We start from the raw sequence: 18,109 nt of genomic DNA on the forward strand, positions 1-18,109 counted from the left end.
GTGTGCGAACACGAAAGGTAGTGATGGAATACACCGAGCTGACTGATTATTCGATGCCCGGCGGCACTGTGACCGCGTGGGAGCCGCAGGTCGACGCCGAGGAATGGCTCACCGATTCGCGGCAGCTGTCGTACATGCACCTCGAGCACGCTCGCCGTGCGGTCCGCGAGGGGTCGGACTGGTACAGCCAGTGGATCGGCACCGCCTTCCGTATCGAGCGCCCGCTGGACCGGGAAGCGCTCTCGCGCACGCTGGTCGCGTGGTACCGGCGGCACGAGGCCTTCCGGACGTCGGTGCGGGTCCACGAACCCGAGCACCTGCAGGGCGACCTGACCCGCATCACGGTGTCCGCCGACGCGGTCACCGTGTGTGAGAAGGCTTTCGGTGCCGACCTCGCGCCGACCGAGGTGTCCGACCTCGTCATCGACTACTTCAACCGGACCGTCACCCCGCTGAGCTGGCCGCACTGCATCGCCGTGACGGTCGAGCCGACCGGCGACGACACCGGCTTCCTGCTGGCGTTCGCCGCCGACCACACCGTGATGGACGCCTACACACAGGTGTTCGCCATCCGCGAGCTCACGGCGCTGTACACCGCCGAGGTCTCCGGGGAACCGCACGCGCTCGCCGACTTCGGCAGCTACCTGGACTTCAGTGACGCCGAGCGCAGGCTGGGCGAGCAGATCGACGCGAACAACGCCGCGGTCAGCCAGTGGCGCAGCTTCTTCGACGACACCCCCACCGCCACCCAGCCCGAACCGATCCCGCGTTTCCCCCGCTTCGACGTGCCGGCCGACGCGCCGCGCACGATCACGACGAACCGTGTGCCGGACAACGGCTTCCAGGCGACCCTGTCGCACTGGCTGCTCGACGCGACCGAGACCAAGGCCTTCGACGCCGTGTGCAAGGGCGCCGGTTCGTCGATGACGGCGGGGATCTACACGGCTCTGTCCATGACGTCGGCAGCCCTGTCGGGCACCGCCGATCTCCGGTTCATCGGCCCGGTCCACACCCGCAACGCCATCGAATGGGGCGAGGCGGTGGGATGGTTCGTGGGGATCATCCCGGTCGCGGTGCGGCCCGGGCAGCCCTCGAGGTTCACCGACGCCCTCACGGCCGTCGCCGCCACCTCCGCACAGTACAAAGCCGTGGGGGCAGCACCTTTCGCGCCCGTCGCCGAACTCATCGGCGGGGACGTCACCCCGCCCGGATTCGTCGTGTCCTACATCGACCTCCGTCACGCCGAAGGTGCGGCCGAGTGGACGCCGCGCCAGGCGCGCGTGCTCCGCAGTGCGACTCGTGACGCCGACGAGGTGTACTTCTGGATCAACCGCATCCCGACCGGGCTGAACGTGTCCGCGCGGTTCCCGGCCGACGCCTCGGCCGAGGCCGTGGAGGTCTTCCTGTCGACCTTCCATCAGATCCTGAAGAAGATCGTCGCCGACGGGGACTGCGAGTACGTCTACGGACCGGCTCCGGCCTCGGTCGCCGTCGTCGACCCCGGACAATCGTCAGCCGCGCTCAGCAACTGATGCCCGACGCCCGGCAGCGCGGCGCTTTCGCGCCCGAGTTCAGCGAATCGGGTTCGTTGATCGCCCGGCTCGGTGACCATCTCGTCGGCGGGTACACCGTCGAATGGGGCCTGCGCGATCCCGAGCGGGTCGGTGCGGAGTCGGTGCACTGGGACACCGGGGTGTCGTTCCTCCAGTCCGATCACCTGACGGCGATGGAGGCCGTCCGCGGCCACGGCAGACCCCACACCGGGTTCATCGTGGCCGCGGCACGATTCGACATCCCGCTCGTCGACGAGGCGATGGCCGCAGCTCTCACCGACTTCGTCCGGCGGCACGAGGAATTGCGCAGCCACTACCGCTCGGGTCCGGCCGGTCCGCAACGGTGGGTCGCGCCCCCGGAGGTGTTCGAGATCGTCACCGCCGAGACGCAGCCGCGATTCCTCGACCACGACGACCTCGGCGACTGGGTCGGTCGCCGGGCGTCGGAAAATGCTCGGGCCGACGAGATCCCGGGTTCTTGGTGGGGTGCGGCCGCGAACGAGTCCGGCTTCACCTTCTTCTACGCCACCGATCATGCACACGGCGACGGCTATTCGTGCGTGCTCGCAGTGGCCGAGATCGCCGCGCTCTATCGGGGACACCGCACCGGAGTCCCGCCCGAGCTCGAGGCGGCGGGATCGTTCGGCGACGCGGTGCTGGCCGAACGCCGCGCGGCAGTCGCACTCGACCCGGGCGATGACCGGATCTCGGTGTGGCGGGAGGCGCTGGGTATCAACGACGGTCGGGCGCCGCGGTGCCCGATGGAGCTGGGCCTGACCGACGACCAGCCGGAGCCGTCGGTCTCGGTGGACGTCGAGTTGCTCGACGAACAGGCACTCGCATCGTGCGATGCGCGCCTGGGGATCACGGGAGGTGGTTTCTCCGGACTGATCTTCGCCGCACTGGCCCGCCGCCACCACGAGATGACCGGCGACAAGGAGTTCTTCGTGTCGACCGTGCTCGCGACCCGCGCACCGGAGAACACGTGGACGCAGGGCTGGTTGTGCAACTTCGCCCCTGTCGTCGTCGACATCCCGAGTGGCGAGGACACGTCGTTCGATTCCCTGATACGCACTGCCACCGGCACGATGCGATCGGCGCGTCGCGCCGCGGGGGTGCCCGCCCATGCCGCGCTCGCGCAACTGGCGGCCGAAGGCGCGTTCCGCGGTCTCGACGGCAGTCCGTACATGGTGTCCTACACCGATCTCCGTCGACTTCCCGTCGCCGGGGACCCGGTTGTGGCCTCGATGCAGATGTTCAGTGCGCTGGGGCACACCCGGAACGCGAACCTCTGGTTCACGCGAAGCGCGAGCGGTCTCGCGGTACAGTCCCAGATCCCCGACAATGGCGTCGCCCGTGCTGCGATCGTGGAGCATCTCGGCCGGGTCGCGGAGATACTGACCGAGTACGCACGGGAAGGGGATTCGCGGTGAAGCTGTCGAGTTCGGAGACCTGGGAGGTCGAACCGGGAGAACTCGTCCGGTGGCAACCGGTGCCCGGGGGTGGCGTCGTCCGATCGGGCGCCCCCGTCTCGGAGAACGAACGGTTCCATCTGGATTCGGTGTCGCAGGGGCAGCCGGGATGGATCGCGCTCACCCTCGAATTCCCGGAACGGCTCGATGAAGAGGTGCTCGGCGAGGTCGCGACGACGGTCATCGCCCGGCACGACGTGCTCCGCAGTCACTACGTGCGGACCGCCGCGGGGTATCAGCGCGTCCTGCACGCCGCCGTCGATGTGAAAGAGGCCTTGCGCGAACCGGATTCGGGTCTCGGCCCCCGGGCGTTCGCCGAGCGGCTGAGCGGCTCCATCACCGCGACATGCGATCCGTTCGAACCGATGCCACACTTCCTCGCCGCCGTCCTGCGGTCGTCGACCACGACGCTGGTCTGCGGTTTCGACCACTGCTATGTGGATGCCCGGTCCCTCGCGCTGCTGTCCGGCGAGATCTGCGAGCTGCTCGCCGGCCGGACGCCGGCGCCGGCCGAGTCGGGGCTGGAGGCGTTGCGGCGCGTCGCCGAGGTGGAGGCCTCGGTGACCGCCGACGACCCACGGCTCGGTGGGTGGGAACAGTTCCTGGCCGCCGCCGGGTGGACCGTCCCGGAGTTCCCCCTCGACCTCGGCGTCGACCCGGGGGCGACGGCAGACATGCACACGATGGTCGCGACCCTGCTGCCGGCCGAGGCCGCGCGCGAGTTCAGCTCGACGGTCCACCGACACGGTGCGCGGACCTATCCGGCGGTGCTCACCTGCGCGGCCCGGGCGATCGAGTCCCTCGGAGGTCCCGGCGAGGTGCCGACCGTCGTCCCGACCGGTACCGGCGCAGGTCCCGGCTGCGTCGGATGGTCGGTGGGCAACGCGCCCCTGCGGATCGCGGCGGGCTCCGACGACCTGTTCTCGGCGATGCGGGCCAACACCGAACGGCTGGCCGCGGCCCTGCCGCTTGCGGAGATCGGCCTCACGCCCGTCTACGGCGCCTTCGGACATCTGCTGCGTCCCGGTCGCAACGACGTGTTCATGATGTCCTACGTCGACTACACCCGAATGCCCGGACCACACCCCGGAGTGCGTGCGGAGCAGGTGTCGAGCTCCAAGGCCACCGACACCGCGCAGTGGTGGTTCTGGCGGGACGCGGACGGCATCCACGTGCGGGTGCGGCATCCGCACACCGACCGCGCGGTCGAGGCGCTGGGCGCCACCCTCCGGGAGATGAGCGCGCTGATCGCCCAGGTCGTGGTCCGGTAGGATGGCCGGTCGTGACCCTGCGCCTGTATGACACCGAATCCCGAGAGGTGCGCGACTTCGTGCCGCTGCACCCAGGCCAGGCGTCGGTGTACCTGTGCGGGGCGACGGTGCAGGGTGTTCCCCACATCGGTCACGTGCGCAGCGGTATCGCCTTCGACATCCTCCGACGCTGGCTGACCCACCAGGGTCTCGACGTCCTGTTCGTCCGCAACGTCACCGACATCGACGACAAGATCCTCCGGAAGGCCGCCGACGCCGGCCGGCCCTGGTGGGAGTGGGCGGCGACACACGAGCGCGCCTTCGACGACGCCTACCGCGCGCTCGGGGTGCTGCCCCCGTCGGCGGAGCCCCGGGCGACCGGATTCGTCACCCAGATGGTCGAGTACATGGAGCGGCTCATCGAGCGCGGACACGCCTACGTCGCCGACGGCAACGTGTACTTCGATGTGCGGAGCCTGCCCGATTACGGATCGCTGTCCGGGCACAAGCTCGACGACGTCCACCAGGGTGAGGGTGCGGGCACCGGGAAGCGCGACCCGCGGGACTTCACCCTGTGGAAGGCGGCCAAGCCCGACGAGCCGTCGTGGCCGACGCCGTGGGGCCCCGGGCGCCCCGGCTGGCACCTCGAATGCTCCGCCATGGCCACCAGCCTCCTGGGGCCCGAATTCGACATCCACTGCGGTGGCATGGATCTGGTCTTCCCGCATCACGAGAACGAGATCGCCCAGGCGCACGGTGCGGGAGATCCGTTCGCGCGCTACTGGTTACACAACGGCTGGGTCACCATGGGTGGCGAGAAGATGAGCAAGTCACTCGGCAACGTGGTCTCGATCCCCGCGATGCTGCAGCGGGTGCGGGCCGTCGAACTGCGGTACTACCTCGGTAGCGCCCACTATCGGTCGATGTTGGAGTATTCGGCGGGAGCGCTGACCGAGGCGGCCGCCGGATACCGCCGGATCGAGTCGTTCGTCGAACGGGTCGCCGCGCGAGTCGGTGACGTGGTCGTCGGCGACGTCGATCCCGAGTTCGTGGTCGCGCTCGACGACGATCTGGGTGTCCCGGCTGCTCTTGCCGTGGTGCACAACGTGGTTCGGCAGGGCAACACGGCCCTGGAGTCCGGTGACGGCGCCGCGGCGCTTGCGGCGGCCTCCTCGGTGCGCGCGATGACCGGCATCCTGGGAGTCGACCCGCTCGACGACCGGTGGGCGGGTTCCGCCGACGATTCGGCCGCGAACTCGGCGCTCGATGTGCTGGTGCGAGCGGAACTACAACGGCGTGCGGATGCGCGCGCCGCCAAGGACTGGACCACCGCGGACGCGGTGCGGGACCGGCTGGCCGAGGCCGGTATCGAGGTCACCGACACCCCCGATGGTGCGCAATGGGCGTTGAAGGGTGAGGCGTGATGGCAGGCAATTCCAAGCGTAGGGGTGCGATCCGCAAGGACGGCACCAAGAAGGGGCAGACCGTCGGCTCCGGCGGTCAGCGCCGCCGCGGTCTCGAAGCCCGCGGTGCGACACCGAAAGCCGTTGACCGGCCGTACCATCCGGCGCACAAGCGCGCGAAGGCCGCCTCGAAGTCGGCGGCCGGCCGCGGTGGCGCACGCGCCAAGGACGAGGGTCCCGAGTACGTGTTGGGCCGTAATCCCGTGGTGGAGTGCCTGCGCGCAGGCGTCCCGGCGACCGCCCTCTACATCGCGACCAACGCCGAACCCGACGAGCGCGTCGCCGAGGCGGTCAAGATCGCCGGCGACTCGGCGATCTCGATCCTCGAGGTCGGCAAGCCCGAGCTGGATCGGTTGTCCACCAACGGCATGCACCAGGGCATCGCCCTGCAGGTGCCCGAGTACGAGTACACCCATCCCGACGACCTGATGGCGCAGGCGAAGGCGAGCGGGACCCCGCCGCTACTGGTCGCTCTCGACAACATCACCGATCCGCGCAACCTCGGTGCGGTGATCCGCTCGGTGGCCGCATTCGGCGGTCACGGCGTGGTCATCCCGGCGCGCCGCAGCGCCAGCGTGACGGCCGTCGCCTGGCGTACCAGCGCCGGTGCCGCCGCGCGTCTCCCGGTCGCCCGCGCCACGAATCTCACCCGGACGCTGAAGGACTGGGCCGAGTCCGGTGCGCAGCTCGTCGGCCTCGACGCCGACGGGGACGTCACCCTCGACGACTACGACGGCAGTGGCCCGACGGTGATCGTGGTCGGCTCGGAGGGCAAGGGTCTGTCCCGACTCGTCCGTGAGAGCTGTGACTCGATCCTCTCGATCCCGATGGCCGGTGACGTCGAGAGCCTCAACGCCTCCGTCGCGGCCGGCGTGGTCCTCGCCGAATTCGCCAGGCAGCGGCGCGGATAACTCCGCCCGGGAGAGGCGGCTCGCCTCATCCCGGTGCCCCGATCGCGAACCCGGCGTCGGTCAGCGCGGCCCTCACCGCCTGCGCGTGGTGCACGGCTCCCGGGGTGTCGCCGTGCAGGCACACCGACTGTGCCTCGACGCCGATGCTGGTCCCGTCGATCGCCGCGATCCGGCCGGTCGTGACGAGTTCCACCACCCGGCGGGCGATCTCGGCGGTGTCGGACAACACCGCTCCTGTCTCGGCGCGGGGGACCAGGGTGCCCTGTGGGGTGTACGCGCGGTCGGCGAAGGCCTCGGTGACGGTCGCGAGCCCGGCGCGCCGCGCGCGGGCGAGCACCTCGGAGCCGGGTAGTCCCATGACCGAGAGCCCAGCGTCGACATCACGGATCGCGGCGACGACCGCATCTGCTTGCTGTTCGTGGCGGACGACGGTGTTGTACAGCGCGCCATGGGGTTTCACATATGCCACCCGGCCGCCGACCGAACGTGCCAGGGCGTCGAGCGCACCGATCTGATAGACGAGATCGGCGATGAGGTCGGACGTCGTCATCTCCATGAACCGGCGGCCGAAGCCGCTGCGGTCGGGGTAGGACACCTGGGCGCCGATCCGCACCCCGGCCGCCACCGCGGCCCGGCACGTCTCGTGCAGGTCGGTGGGGGTTCCGGCGTGGAATCCGCAGGCCACGTTCGCGCTGGTGACGATCTCCAGCATCGCCGCGTCGTCGCCGACGCCCTCCCCGAGGTCGGCGTTGAGATCGATGAGGCCGCCGCCGGAGTCCATGGAGGCATTCTAGGGCCCGGTCGCGGTGTCGCGACCGGACGATCGGGCGCCTGTCAGCGGCTGGACGAATCGCCCGTGTCGTCTACGGTGGGGGACATGGCACTACTGGACAGTAAGGTGACCACGCGTAACGGCGTGGTCGAGGGCGCTCGCGGAAAGCGGCTGCGCCGGGGGACCATCAGCTGGCGCGGCATCCCCTTCGCGGCGCCGCCGGTCGCGCACCGCCGATTCCGTGCACCCGAGCCGGCCCACGACTGGCCGGGCGTGCGCGACTGCACGAAGATCGGCAAGGCGGCGATCCAGGAGAAGCGGTTCACCGCGATCGCACCCGGCAAGTTCGCGCCGATGGCCGAGGACTGCCTGACGCTCAACGTCTTCTCGCCGGACTCGTCGTCGTCGAAGCCCCGCCCGGTCATGGTCTTCATCCACGGCGGCGCGTTCATCCTGGGAACCGCGGCGACGCCGCTGTACGACGGCGCGTTCCTCGCCCGTGCCCAGGACGTCGTGGTCGTGACCGTCCAATACCGCTTCGGCCCGTTCGGTTTCCTCGACCTGAGCGAGTTCGCGACCGACGACCGGCCGTTCGACACGAACGTCGGCCTCCGCGACCAGATCGCTGCACTGCAGTGGGTACAGGACAACATCGAGGCGTTCGGCGGAGACGCGGGCAACGTGACGGTCTTCGGTGAGAGCGCAGGCGGGACGTCGGTGCTGTCGCTGCTGTCGGCGCCGTCGACCACCGGTCTGTTCCATCGGGTGATCGCCCAGAGTCCGGCGCCGGAGCTCATCGTCGAACAAGATGCCGCGACGGTCTACGCCGACGAATTCGTCCGTCTGCTGCGCGACCCGCAGCGACGCTCGAACTCGTTCGAACGCCACGAGCCGCCCGTCGACACCGCCGAGGCGCAGCGCCTGCTCACCGCACCGAATCCGGCGTTGCTGCTGGCAGCGGGAAACAAACTGATGCGTTTCGCGACGAAGACGGCCGGCGGATCGATTCCGTTCGCGCCCATCGTCGACGGCGACCTGCTGCCACGGTCACCGCTCGCCGCTGCCGCCGGCGGCCTCACCCAGCCGGTTCCGCTGGTGATCGGCAGCAACCGAGACGAGGCGAATCTCTTCGCGAAGCTCTGGAACGTCCTCCCCGACGCCGAGCGGACCCTCATGCGCGTCGAGGACGACGAGGTCCGCAAGGAGATCGCCTCGCATTACGAGGACGGCGACCGCGACCGCATCAGGTTGGCGGGTGATTCGATCTTCTGGGCTCCCATGACCGCCTTCGCCGACGGACACAGCGGCGTGGCGCCGACGTATGTGTACCGGTACGACTATCAGACGAAGATCCTGGAGGCCACCGGCTTCGGGGCGACGCACGCCACCGAGCTGTTCAGCGTCTTCGGTGCCTACCGGGCGCCGATGGGCGCCGGCCTGGCCGTGGCCGACTGGCCGGGCAGCGGGCGGGTCACCCAGAACGTCCAGGGCCGATGGGGTGCGTTCGCGCGCACCGGCGACCCCGGACTCGGCTGGCCCGCGTTCACCACCGGCGAGCGCAAGGTCCTCGTGCTCGACGACCCCGACCACGTCGAGGCCGACCCCGACACCCTTCGCCGGCAGGCGTGGTACCGGGTGCACTCGCCGGCCTGACCCTTCGAGGCTCGCTCCGCTCGCACCTCAGGGGGCGGGAGTCACCCGAACTCCCACACCGACGGCGGGTCGGCGGCGAGGAACGACAACACGAGCGGGTTGAACAGTTCGGGCGACTCCACCGGCAGGATGTGGGTGCCCGGGATGACCGCGAGCCGCGCGTGCGGGAGCGTCCGGGACAGTTCGAGTGCGTGCTCGATGCGCACGAGCCCCCGGTCGGCGACGACGACCAGGGTCGGGGCCGCGACGCCGGCGAATTCCGCCACGTCGAATTCTGGTTCCCTGGTGAGCATGCGGATCGCCTTGTCGTAGACCACCGGAAAATGCTCGGGCCCGTCCGGTGACGTGTCGTCGTAGTAGATGCGTAGATATTCGACGGTCGTGGGGTCGCGGCGGGCGACCCGGGCGATGAACTCGTCGGCCGTCCGGCCCTCGCTGTTGAGGTAGCCCCCGACGAAGACGAGCCTGCTCACCAGATCGGGCCGGGTCCGTGCCACGAGCAGCGCGACTGCTGCTCCGTCGGCCCAGCCGACCAGGTTCGCGGGGCGGCCGACGATCTCGTCGAGGTAGCGGATGGTGCGTTCGACGATGGTGTCGAAGCTGAACTCGCCCGGGATGTCGGGGCTGTGCCCGTGGCCCGGGCGCTCGGGCACGAAGATCTGCAGTCCGGCGTCGAGGAATCCGCCGATCTGTGTACCCCACGACGAGGCCGAGGCGAACAGACCGTGCAGCAGCACCGTGGGCGGCCCGGTCGGTTCGCCCGCGGTGAAGTGCCATACGGTCGCCCCGGCGAGGTCGACGTACTCACCGCCGTCGACGTGTTCGCCGGCGTGCACCTGCCGCATGTCGCTCCCTCGCGTTCGCCCGGATGTCTCGACCTCCGCCATGGTCGCAGAGTTGGACGGGTCTTCGGGCGAACGTTTGCGAATCGACACCCCGGGCCGCAGAGGCCGTCAGCCGACATCACCGCGTGTCGAAAAGGTGTCCGTTTCTCGATGATCCGATAAGTTTTTCTGCGGGGCGGTGCACGGGTCGGGACCGGGGATCTTTCGAAGGGTGAGAAACACACGTGTTGAGGGGATTTCGCGGCCGTCCTCGTTCTGGAGCGCTTCGCGCATCCGCGTTCCTGCTCGCCGGCCTCCTGCTGGCCGGTGCGGGCTCGATCGGCGCGGGGGCCATATCCGTCGCCGGCGCGGCCCCCGGTGATCCGCCGCCGCCGCTGAGTCTTCGCGATCTCGGCTCGTCGACGACCATCTCCTTCCCCGGCCAGCAGGGTGAGGTCAGTCTGGCCCTCGCGGTGCCGCCGAACCTCACCCCCACCGAGCTGCGGGGCATTGCGCAGTATCCGGCGTTCGTCACCGGCGGCACGGTCGACGTCCTGCAAGAAGGACGGCTGATCTCCCGCACGCCCATCAACACGGCCGTCAACTCTCCGATCGTGCTACCCCTGCGTGGCGTGCGAGTGGAACGCAATGCCGCCGACCTCGTACTGCGGACGTACCTCCGCACCGCGGGTACCTGTCTGTTCGACCCCGACTCGGGTTTCCGGATCGAGAACGCGACGGTGTCGTACGGCGGGCGGGAAGCCGCCCCGAACAGCGTCGCCGAGTTCCTCCCGCCGGTGTTGCGCAAGCTCACGATCTATGTCCCCGACGACGTGCGGCCCGCAGAGGGCGCGGCCGCGGTGTCCTTGGCGACCGCCGTGGTCGCGAACTACGGTTCGGCGACCGTCGAGATCGAGACCGCGTCGCTGCCGCGCGGCACGACGCCCACCGAGCCGATCGAACCGCTGGAACGACAGGTGGTCATCAACTCCGACCTGGACGAGGGACTGAGCCTGGCTCCCGGTGCCGGGTGGCCGGTGCTCCGCCTCGGCGGCGGTGCCGACCAGTTGCCGTCGCAGGTCGGCTTCCTCACCTCGAACCTGTCGTCCATCGCGATCAGCTCGGCGGCCGTGGCCGGCGCACCCTTCGACGCACCCCAGCTCGCCCCGGTGGTCAACACCCTCGCGGACCTCGGTGTCGGTGATCAGCAGGTGACCGCGACCGGTTGGCCGTCGATCTCGTTCGGCATCGACCAGGCGCGCCTCGGACGGCCGTCGAAGAACGTCCGCATCCAGGTGAAGGGCGCCTACACGCCGATGGGCGGTCAGATCGCGGTGGCGATCGGACCCCGGGTCATCGCGTCCTGGCCGGCCGACGGGTCGGGGAGTTACGACCATTGGGTGGACATCCCGCAGGACCTGCTGACGCGCTACACCGAGCTGACCGTCACCTACAACCACGCCGGCGTCCGCGAACAGTGCGGTGACGGCACGCGTACCTCGCTGAGTCTCGACTCGTCCGGTGAGGTCCGGTCGGAGCCCGCCGACCCGCCCACACCGGCCGGGTTCGCGTCACTGCCCCAGGCCCTGATGCCCAACACCGCGGTGGCGTGGACGACGGGCAGTGTCGCCGACGTGCGGCGTGCGGTGTCGCTCATGACGGGTCTGCAGCGCCTGTCCGCGGTCCGCCTCGGCGTCGAGGTGATGCCCGTCGAGGACGCGATGGCCTCGGGCGGACCGGCGGTGATCATCGCCGCCGACGGCCGCGGTGCGCCGGATGTCGACCTGCCCGTCACCGCCGACGGCGGCACGGTCTCGGTCCGCAACGACGACGGTCAGCGCTCGGAGGTGGTCATCACCCCGACACTGCGGTTCGGTTCGCTCCAGGTGGCGCGCGACGACGGCCGTACCGTGCTCGTGGCCACGTCGACCGACGACCCCGCGGACCTCGACGCCGTGCTCACCTGGCTGGAGGCCGACCCGGACCGGTGGCCGTCGCTGAACGGCGATGCGCTGCTGCAGGTCTCCGGGGAGGAACCGGTGGAGGTACTCGCCGACGAGCAGCAGGTCGCACCGGAGTCGTCTTCGGGTTCGGTGTGGACCGTGGTCGCGGTGGTGGCCGCCGGCGTCATCGTCGTCGCCGCGTTGGTGGCGACCGTGGTGGTACAACGCCGGCGCCGAAGCACCGACCAGGACTGATCTCCCGTGCCATCGACCGTCACCAGGGTCGTCGACTCGAGAGTCGTCGGGGTGGCGACGCGCCGGAAACCCGCGGCGCCGCCGAAGATGTTCGTCGAACACCCCGACCGCGCCATCGCCCTGCGGTGGCTGTTCCTGCTTGCGTGCACCGCCCTGGGTTTCTGGAACACCATCCGGGCGGTGGTCGAGGAGCTGATGGCGCAGACGCTGATCCTCTACGTCCCGGTGCTCGTGGTCCTCAGCATCGTGGCCGTCGTCGGGGTCTCGTGGCGTCGCTTCGACGAACTGCCGATCTACGACCGCCAGACCGATGTCATCGTCGGGATCGTCGTGCTCATCCTCGCCCTGGCGATGAAGTACCTCGTGAACCCGCGGTACGCGCGCGCGTATCTCACGACCCACATGGACCTCCTGGCGCTCTGGCTGTTCGTGCTCGGGGCGTCGATCCTGCTGTTCGGGCTGCGCCCCGTCGCGCGATACCGGTGGGCGTGGCTGCTGTTCGCCCTGATCTTTCCGCTGCCCGTGCGAGGCGTCGTCCTGCCGCTCGGCGGCACATCCCTCGCGGCCGGCTTCGTCCTGGTGCTGATGGCGGTGGCCGCGACCGCCATCGCGGTGGGCCGGACCTGGCGACGCAAGGCGCTCGCCGCGTTGCTCGCAGGCGGGATCGGGACCGGCGCGCTGGTGGTCCTCTACCTGCTCGATGCCCCCCGCAACGTCCTCGTCCCGTATCCGGCGCTGATCGCCGCGTTCGCGACGTCGTCGTACATGCTGTTCGACTACCGCCGACGAGGTGGGCTGCACTGGTCGCCGCCGGACACCGGGCACTTCGCCGCACCGAAGGTCACCTTCGTGGGGCGCCCGGGCCTGGTGATACTCCTCGCCGCGGCCCTTCTCGCGATGATCCCCACGCCGCCGGTGGGCAGCACATGGCAGAACACGCGATTCCCCCAACTCGACATCGGACCCGCGCTGGTGGTGCCCGCGGGGTGGCGGCAGGAATCGGTCGGCGTCTACGGATGGGTGAGCCGCCTGTACGGGCCCGGGGCGACGCTCAATCGGCAGGTGCTCGTCGAGAGCCGCGGGAGCCGAGCGTTCGACAAGTTCGCCCGGCCGCGCCGGGTCGTCGTGGACAGCGTCGACACCCGCAGGTCACTGGTCCTCGAGGTGTACCCGGACATCTTCCGGTACGACCTCTCCCAGGACCGGTCGAGTGTGCCGTTCGACATCGACCTGCCGTTCGGAGTCCGCGGACGGATGTGGAGCGTCGTCGACGACACCCGGTACCTCACCTACACGGTCCTGTCGTGGTGGTGGACCAACGGGAGCCGTACGCAGCAGGTCATGTTGTGGGCGGTCGACAACCATGAACCCGACGCGTACTTCCCCGAACCGCGGATCACGATCATGGCCAACCTCAACAGCCTGATGATCATCCTCCTGCGCGGCAACGCCGTCCTGCGCGACAGCGATCCGCAGTACAAGGATCGGACCCTGCTGATCGGGCTGGCGTCCGGCCTCATCGCTGCCCAGACCGGCGGCGGGGGAGGTGCGACATGACCGGCCGGGATGACGATCAGGGGGACCGGGACGCCGACGCACCGGGGGTTGCCCGGAGCACGCGTCCCCGGCGGCCGGTCGCCGACCTGCTGGCCGATCCCGACTACCGGGCGCAGGCACTCGACGACGCGGTGAACCGTCTGCGCAACGCCGACGAGGACATGTCGGCGTCGGTGGCGTTCAGCAGGATTCAGAAGATCATCGGGTTCACGATGCTCGGCGTGATCGCGGTCGCGATGGTGCTGTACCCGGTCGGGACCTGCGCCACGCTGGTGTCGATCGCGACCATCGGCTATGTGGTCACCATCGTCGACCGCGTCGTCGTCTTCCGCCGCGGTCTGGTCAACGGTGCGATCCGGGTCTCCGACGAGGACGCGCGATCGATCCCCGACGACGAGCTGCCGTACTACACGGTGTTCGTCCCGGCCTACGGTGAACCCGAGGTCGTCGGTGAACTCGTCGCCGCCATGGAGACCATCGAGTACCCGCGGGAGAAGCTGCAGGTGCTGCTGTTGCTCGAGGAGGACGATCAGCCGACGATCGATGCCGCCCGCGGCGTCGAGGCGAACGGCATCGTCACCGTCGTGCTCACGCCCCCGGCCCAGCCGCGGACCAAGCCGAAGGCCTGCAACTACGGCATGCACTTCGCCACCGGGGACATCGTCACGATCTTCGACGCCGAGGACAAACCCGACCCGCTGCAGCTGCGCCGCGCCGTCTACGTGTTGAACAACTCCGACGACGAGTCGGTGGTGTGCGTCCAGGGGAAGCTCAGCTTCCACAACGTGCGCGACAATCTGCTCACGGAGTGGTTCACCGCCGACTACGGCATCTGGTTCGGCTTCCTCCTGCCGGGCATGATGGTGAGCCGGGCCCCGATCCCGTTGGGCGGCACGTCGAATCACTTCAAGCGCGACGTGCTCGACACGATCGGGGCGTGGGACCCGTTCAACGTGACCGAGGACGCGGACCTCGGGGTGCGGATCGCCGACCACGGGTACCGCACCGTCGTGCTGGACTCGGTCACGCTGGAAGAGGCCAACGTCGACGCGATCAACTGGGTCCGCCAGCGATCCCGTTGGTACAAGGGCTACATGCAGACGTGGCTCGTCCACATGCGTCATCCGGTCAAGCTGTGGCACATCCTGGGGCCGGTGGCCTTCGCGCGCTTCACGCTGCTCATCGCGGGGACACCGGTCATCGCGTGCCTGAACATGGTGTTCTGGCTGATCCTGGCGCTGTGGATCGGCGGGCAGCCGCCGATCGTCGCCGAGTTGTTCCCCGGGCCGATCTACTACCTCGCGCTGGTCTCGATGCTGCTCGGCAACGGCGCGGCCATCTACATGAACCTCATCGCGATCCGTGAGGACGACCGCAGCGAGCTGCTGCTGTCGGCGCTGCTGATCCCGCTGTACTGGTTGATGATGAGTGTCGCGGCCATCAAGGGCATGTGGCAGATCCTGGTCAATCCGTCCTACTGGGAGAAGACCTTCCACGGCCTGTCGACCAGCAGCCAGGGCAAGTCGGAGGAGAAACCGGACGCCGGCGACGGAGACGACGCCGCGGCACCGGCCGGGGTCACGACGTGAGCCGCCGCGTCCCCGCCGGGGTGCTCATCTTCCTGGCCGCGTGGATCCCCTACCTCGTCGTCGGCGTGTACCTCGCCACCGAGGTCCACCTCCTGTTCGGCGACGCGTTGTCGCGGGTGCAGTCGGCGCAGAGCGTCCTGTTCAGTCGGAGCCCACACCTCGCCGCGATCGGCTTCGTCTTCACCCCCCTGACCGCGGTGGTCCAGCTCCCGCTCGTCGCATTGAGCCCGTGGATACCGGAGATGACGACGCACGCGCTGTCCGCGGTGATCATGTCGTCGGCCTTCATGGCCGGTTCGATCGTGCAGATCTCCGGCATCGCGCGCGATCAGGGACTCAGCACCCGGGTGGCCGCCACCTTCACGATTCTCTACGCGATCAACCCGATGATCGTGCTGTACGCGGCGAACGGGATGAGTGAGGCGCCCTACCTGTTCTTCCTCGCCTGGGCCTCGCGGCGCCTGATCCGCTGGGTCTCCACCGACGACGTCCACGAACTCGTCGTCGCCGGAGTCGCTCTCGCCCTGTCCTACCTCACCCGCTACGACGGCGGCGCCGCGGCGCTCGCGGCCGGACTCGTGGTCGGCTGGGTGACCTACACCCGTCACGACCCCCGGAAACGGGTGTCGCGCGTCCTGCTGGACATGACCCTGACGCTCGCACCCAGCGCGTTGGCCTTCTTCGCGTGGGCCGCCGCGGGCTGGCTCATCACCGGCGACGCCTTCGCACAGTTCACCTCGGAGTACGGCAACGCCGCGATCATCGAACAGTCCGGCGGAAGCGGGTCGGCGACCGCCCAGGACGCTCTCGGGTTCTCGCTCACGGAGATCGCCATCCTCGCGCCGCTGCTGCCGATCCTGATACTCGGACTGATCGCGGTGCGCGCCCGGCGCCACCGCCTCATGCCGTTGCTGCCGGCACTCCTGGTCGTGGCGGTCCTCGTGTTCCAGATCTACGGCTACTCGCGCGGATCGACGTTCGGCTTCCTGCGGTTCTACATGACCGTGATCCTCCTCGCCGCGATCGTCGCGCTCATGGCGGTGCCGCTGCGGCATCAGGTCCCCATGCGGCGCAAGGGCGCACACGCCTACCTGGCTCCGGTGCGGCCGTACGCGTCGAGGTGGGGTTACAAGATCGCCGTCGCGGTGGCGTTGGTGGTCGTCGCCGCGGCGCTTCCGGTCACCACGTACGGGATGACCTCACCCAAGTACGCGCCGCAGGAGTTCGCGCTCGGGTCGGTGGTCCGCCCGCAACCGGATTCGGTGTCCGAGAAGTACCTCGGTGAAGAGCGCATCGTGCGCTCGTTCTCCACCGAACGCGCCCTCGCCGAGTACCTCGACGACCTGCGCCTGCCCGACGGGGCGGTGTTGTGCGACACCGTGTACGGCTTCGCGGTGGTGGCCCAGTCCACCAGGCCCCGCCAGTTCGTCATCCCGTCCGATCGTGACTTCACCGAGCTGCTCAACGACCCGCGCGGCGGGGGAGTCCAGTACTTCCTCACGGTGCCGTCCGCGGGGCGCGGCCTGTCCGACGCGGTCAATCAGCGGTATCCGACGATGTACGAGAACGGCGCCCAGATCGGCACACTCGCGCTCGAGGCACGCAACGACGGCGCCGACCTGCCGGACTGGCGGATGTACCGGATTCAGTGAGCCGACGCAGCGTGGCGGGCGTCAGCGGATGCTGGCGCGGACGACGCTCCACGCCGGGTCGAACGGGCCGATGTCGTAGGTGCAGGCCGACTCCCGGGGGTTCGGCACGAACGCCCACAGCAGCGCGCCCGCCACGCCCAGCGCGCGGTGGTTGGCGATGATGTCCTCGAGCGCCCGCGCGCGTGTCGTGGTCGACAGACACGAGCCGGCGTCGATGCCGATCTCGTTGACCATCAACGGCTTCCCGACGCTGTGCGCCTGCCGGACACGGGTCGCCAGATCGCTGCCGAGCGGTCCGGACGTCTCGCCGCGCCCGCTGCGATAGTCGTGGAAGTCGAGCACGTCGATGCCGGGTGACCGAGCCACCTCGAGGTATCCCGGTCCGGCCAGACCACACTGGTCACCACCCACGAGACCCGCGAAGATCGGTCGATCGGCGTCGAAGGTCCGCAGCATCGCACCCGCCGAGTCGAAGAACGAACGCAGGACCGAGGTCGCGTCGGCGGGACAGGCGCGCTCGGCCCAGTCGCACGAATCCGGGCCGCACCGGCTGGCCTCCGGCTCACCGACGAGCTCCCAGCCGACGACCGACGGTTCGTCGTGCCACCGCGACACCGCGGTCTCGACCCACTGCGCATAGGACGGCCGGCTCGCCGACGACTGCTCGCGCCAGCCTCCGGCGTAGAACGCACGATCCTTGAAGCGGCCGTCCTCGCAGTCCCCGGAGCCGCCGGCGAGTACGGGCAGCACCAGCTGACGATGCCGGGCCGCCGCCGCGAAGACCCGGTCGAGCGGAGCGAAGTCGAGCAACCCGCTGCGTTCGTGCACCGCGAAAGACGAATAGACGTTGAACCGGGTCAGCGCCCGCGGGGGCAGTTTGGCGAAGTACGCGTCGAGGTCGACCTCGGCTCCACACCCCTCGTTCACCGTCCAGTCGGTGCCCAGCTGATAGGCGTTGAATCCGGCGGGCCACCAGGGTTTCCCGTCGAGGACCAGACCGTCCGGGGTCGCCTGGATGCGTTGCGCAGGCACCGGCCGGAGGGGTCCCGGATCAGGGGTGCGGGCACATCCGGTGAGACACACGAGGGCCCCGACGATCGCGGTGACCAGCACGGCGAGCGTTCGCGTCCAGGTGCGTCGGTGGACCACAGGTGCAGGCTACTCGTCACCTAGGGTGGCGGTATGTTGTCGGGGTCTCAGGGGTCGGGGTTGCAC

At 69.5% G+C, this 18,109-nt stretch carries 13 protein-coding genes; 10 read left to right on the top strand and 3 right to left on the bottom strand.

What is annotated here, in order from left to right; translation table 11 throughout:
- Positions 1-23 precede the first annotated feature (23 nt).
- Genes MAY35_RS15925 through rlmB form a run of 5 tightly spaced genes read left to right on the top strand, consistent with a single transcriptional unit; the run spans position 24 to position 6,649 of the window.
- A complete protein-coding gene (locus MAY35_RS15925; protein WP_238422271.1) occupies positions 24-1,532 on the top strand; it encodes a condensation domain-containing protein in 1,509 nt (502 codons plus the stop codon).
- A complete protein-coding gene (locus tag MAY35_RS15930; RefSeq protein ID WP_238422272.1) occupies positions 1,532-2,986 on the top strand; it encodes an acyltransferase in 1,455 nt (484 codons plus the stop codon). Before MAY35_RS15925 ends, MAY35_RS15930 begins: the two co-directional genes overlap by 1 nt.
- A complete protein-coding gene (locus MAY35_RS15935; RefSeq protein ID WP_238422273.1) occupies positions 2,983-4,296 on the top strand; it encodes a condensation protein in 1,314 nt (437 codons plus the stop codon). Before MAY35_RS15930 ends, MAY35_RS15935 begins: the two co-directional genes overlap by 4 nt.
- Before the next feature lie 11 nt (positions 4,297-4,307).
- Entirely contained in the window at positions 4,308-5,699 is a 1,392-nt protein-coding gene (cysS, locus tag MAY35_RS15940) for a cysteine--tRNA ligase (RefSeq protein ID WP_238422274.1), read from the top strand.
- A complete protein-coding gene (gene rlmB, locus MAY35_RS15945; protein WP_238422275.1) occupies positions 5,699-6,649 on the top strand; it encodes a 23S rRNA (guanosine(2251)-2'-O)-methyltransferase RlmB in 951 nt (316 codons plus the stop codon). Before cysS ends, rlmB begins: the two co-directional genes overlap by 1 nt.
- A gap of 25 nt (positions 6,650-6,674) precedes the next feature.
- On the opposite strand, the gene MAY35_RS15950 is transcribed toward rlmB, so the two are convergent.
- A complete protein-coding gene (locus tag MAY35_RS15950) occupies positions 6,675-7,430 on the bottom strand; it encodes a LamB/YcsF family protein (protein ID WP_238422276.1) in 756 nt (251 codons plus the stop codon).
- Positions 7,431-7,526: 96 nt separating this feature from the next.
- Between MAY35_RS15950 and MAY35_RS15955 the strand changes: the two genes are divergently transcribed.
- Entirely contained in the window at positions 7,527-9,074 is a 1,548-nt protein-coding gene (locus MAY35_RS15955) for a carboxylesterase/lipase family protein (protein WP_238422277.1), read from the top strand.
- Between the two features lie 41 nt (positions 9,075-9,115).
- On the opposite strand, the gene MAY35_RS15960 is transcribed toward MAY35_RS15955, so the two are convergent.
- The gene (locus tag MAY35_RS15960; protein WP_238422278.1) at positions 9,116-9,919 is read right to left on the bottom strand and encodes an alpha/beta fold hydrolase; all 804 of its coding nucleotides are present in this window, start codon (positions 9,917-9,919) and stop codon (positions 9,116-9,118) included.
- Between the two features lie 224 nt (positions 9,920-10,143).
- On the opposite strand from MAY35_RS15960, the gene MAY35_RS15965 reads away from it, so the two are divergent.
- The 4 genes from MAY35_RS15965 to MAY35_RS15980 all read left to right on the top strand — a co-directional run bounded on the left by MAY35_RS15965 (position 10,144) and on the right by MAY35_RS15980 (position 16,894).
- Positions 10,144-12,096: a hypothetical protein gene (locus MAY35_RS15965; RefSeq protein ID WP_238422279.1), complete on the top strand. Its 1,953-nt coding sequence runs from the start codon at positions 10,144-10,146 to the stop codon at positions 12,094-12,096.
- Positions 12,097-12,183: 87 nt separating this feature from the next.
- Positions 12,184-13,653 carry a hypothetical protein gene (locus tag MAY35_RS15970; RefSeq protein ID WP_238422295.1) on the top strand — a complete coding sequence of 490 codons (1,470 nt, stop codon included), beginning with the start codon at positions 12,184-12,186 and terminating at the stop codon, positions 13,651-13,653.
- On the top strand, positions 13,650-15,242 hold the full coding sequence (locus MAY35_RS15975; protein ID WP_238422280.1) for a glycosyltransferase: 1,593 nt from the start codon (positions 13,650-13,652) through the stop codon (positions 15,240-15,242). Before MAY35_RS15970 ends, MAY35_RS15975 begins: the two co-directional genes overlap by 4 nt.
- Positions 15,239-16,894, top strand: coding sequence for a glycosyltransferase family 39 protein (locus tag MAY35_RS15980; protein ID WP_238422281.1), 1,656 nt, complete (start codon positions 15,239-15,241; stop codon positions 16,892-16,894). Before MAY35_RS15975 ends, MAY35_RS15980 begins: the two co-directional genes overlap by 4 nt.
- Before the next feature lie 21 nt (positions 16,895-16,915).
- Here MAY35_RS15980 and MAY35_RS15985 read toward each other — a convergent pair whose 3' ends face one another.
- Positions 16,916-18,043: a beta-mannosidase gene (locus MAY35_RS15985; protein ID WP_238422282.1), complete on the bottom strand. Its 1,128-nt coding sequence runs from the start codon at positions 18,041-18,043 to the stop codon at positions 16,916-16,918.
- Positions 18,044-18,109: the final 66 nt, after the last annotated feature.

Origin of the sequence: Gordonia sp. 'Campus' (genome assembly GCF_022206305.1) — a bacterium.
Classification (GTDB): domain Bacteria; phylum Actinomycetota; class Actinomycetes; order Mycobacteriales; family Mycobacteriaceae; genus Gordonia.

What these genes read in the sequence shown, in the direction of transcription:
- MAY35_RS15925 (WP_238422271.1), top strand. Translation starts at nt 24, where the DNA reads ATGGAATACACCGAGCTGACTGATTATTCGATGCCCGGCGGCACTGTG.
- MAY35_RS15930 (WP_238422272.1), top strand. Translation starts at nt 1,532, where the DNA reads ATGCCCGACGCCCGGCAGCGCGGCGCTTTCGCGCCCGAGTTCAGCGAA.
- rlmB (WP_238422275.1), top strand. Translation starts at nt 5,699, where the DNA reads ATGGCAGGCAATTCCAAGCGTAGGGGTGCGATCCGCAAGGACGGCACC.
- MAY35_RS15950 (WP_238422276.1), bottom strand. Translation starts at nt 7,430, where the DNA reads ATGGACTCCGGCGGCGGCCTCATCGATCTCAACGCCGACCTCGGGGAG.
- MAY35_RS15955 (WP_238422277.1), top strand. Translation starts at nt 7,527, where the DNA reads ATGGCACTACTGGACAGTAAGGTGACCACGCGTAACGGCGTGGTCGAG.
- MAY35_RS15960 (WP_238422278.1), bottom strand. Translation starts at nt 9,919, where the DNA reads ATGCGGCAGGTGCACGCCGGCGAACACGTCGACGGCGGTGAGTACGTC.
- MAY35_RS15970 (WP_238422295.1), top strand. Translation starts at nt 12,184, where the DNA reads ATGTTCGTCGAACACCCCGACCGCGCCATCGCCCTGCGGTGGCTGTTC.
- MAY35_RS15975 (WP_238422280.1), top strand. Translation starts at nt 13,650, where the DNA reads ATGACCGGCCGGGATGACGATCAGGGGGACCGGGACGCCGACGCACCG.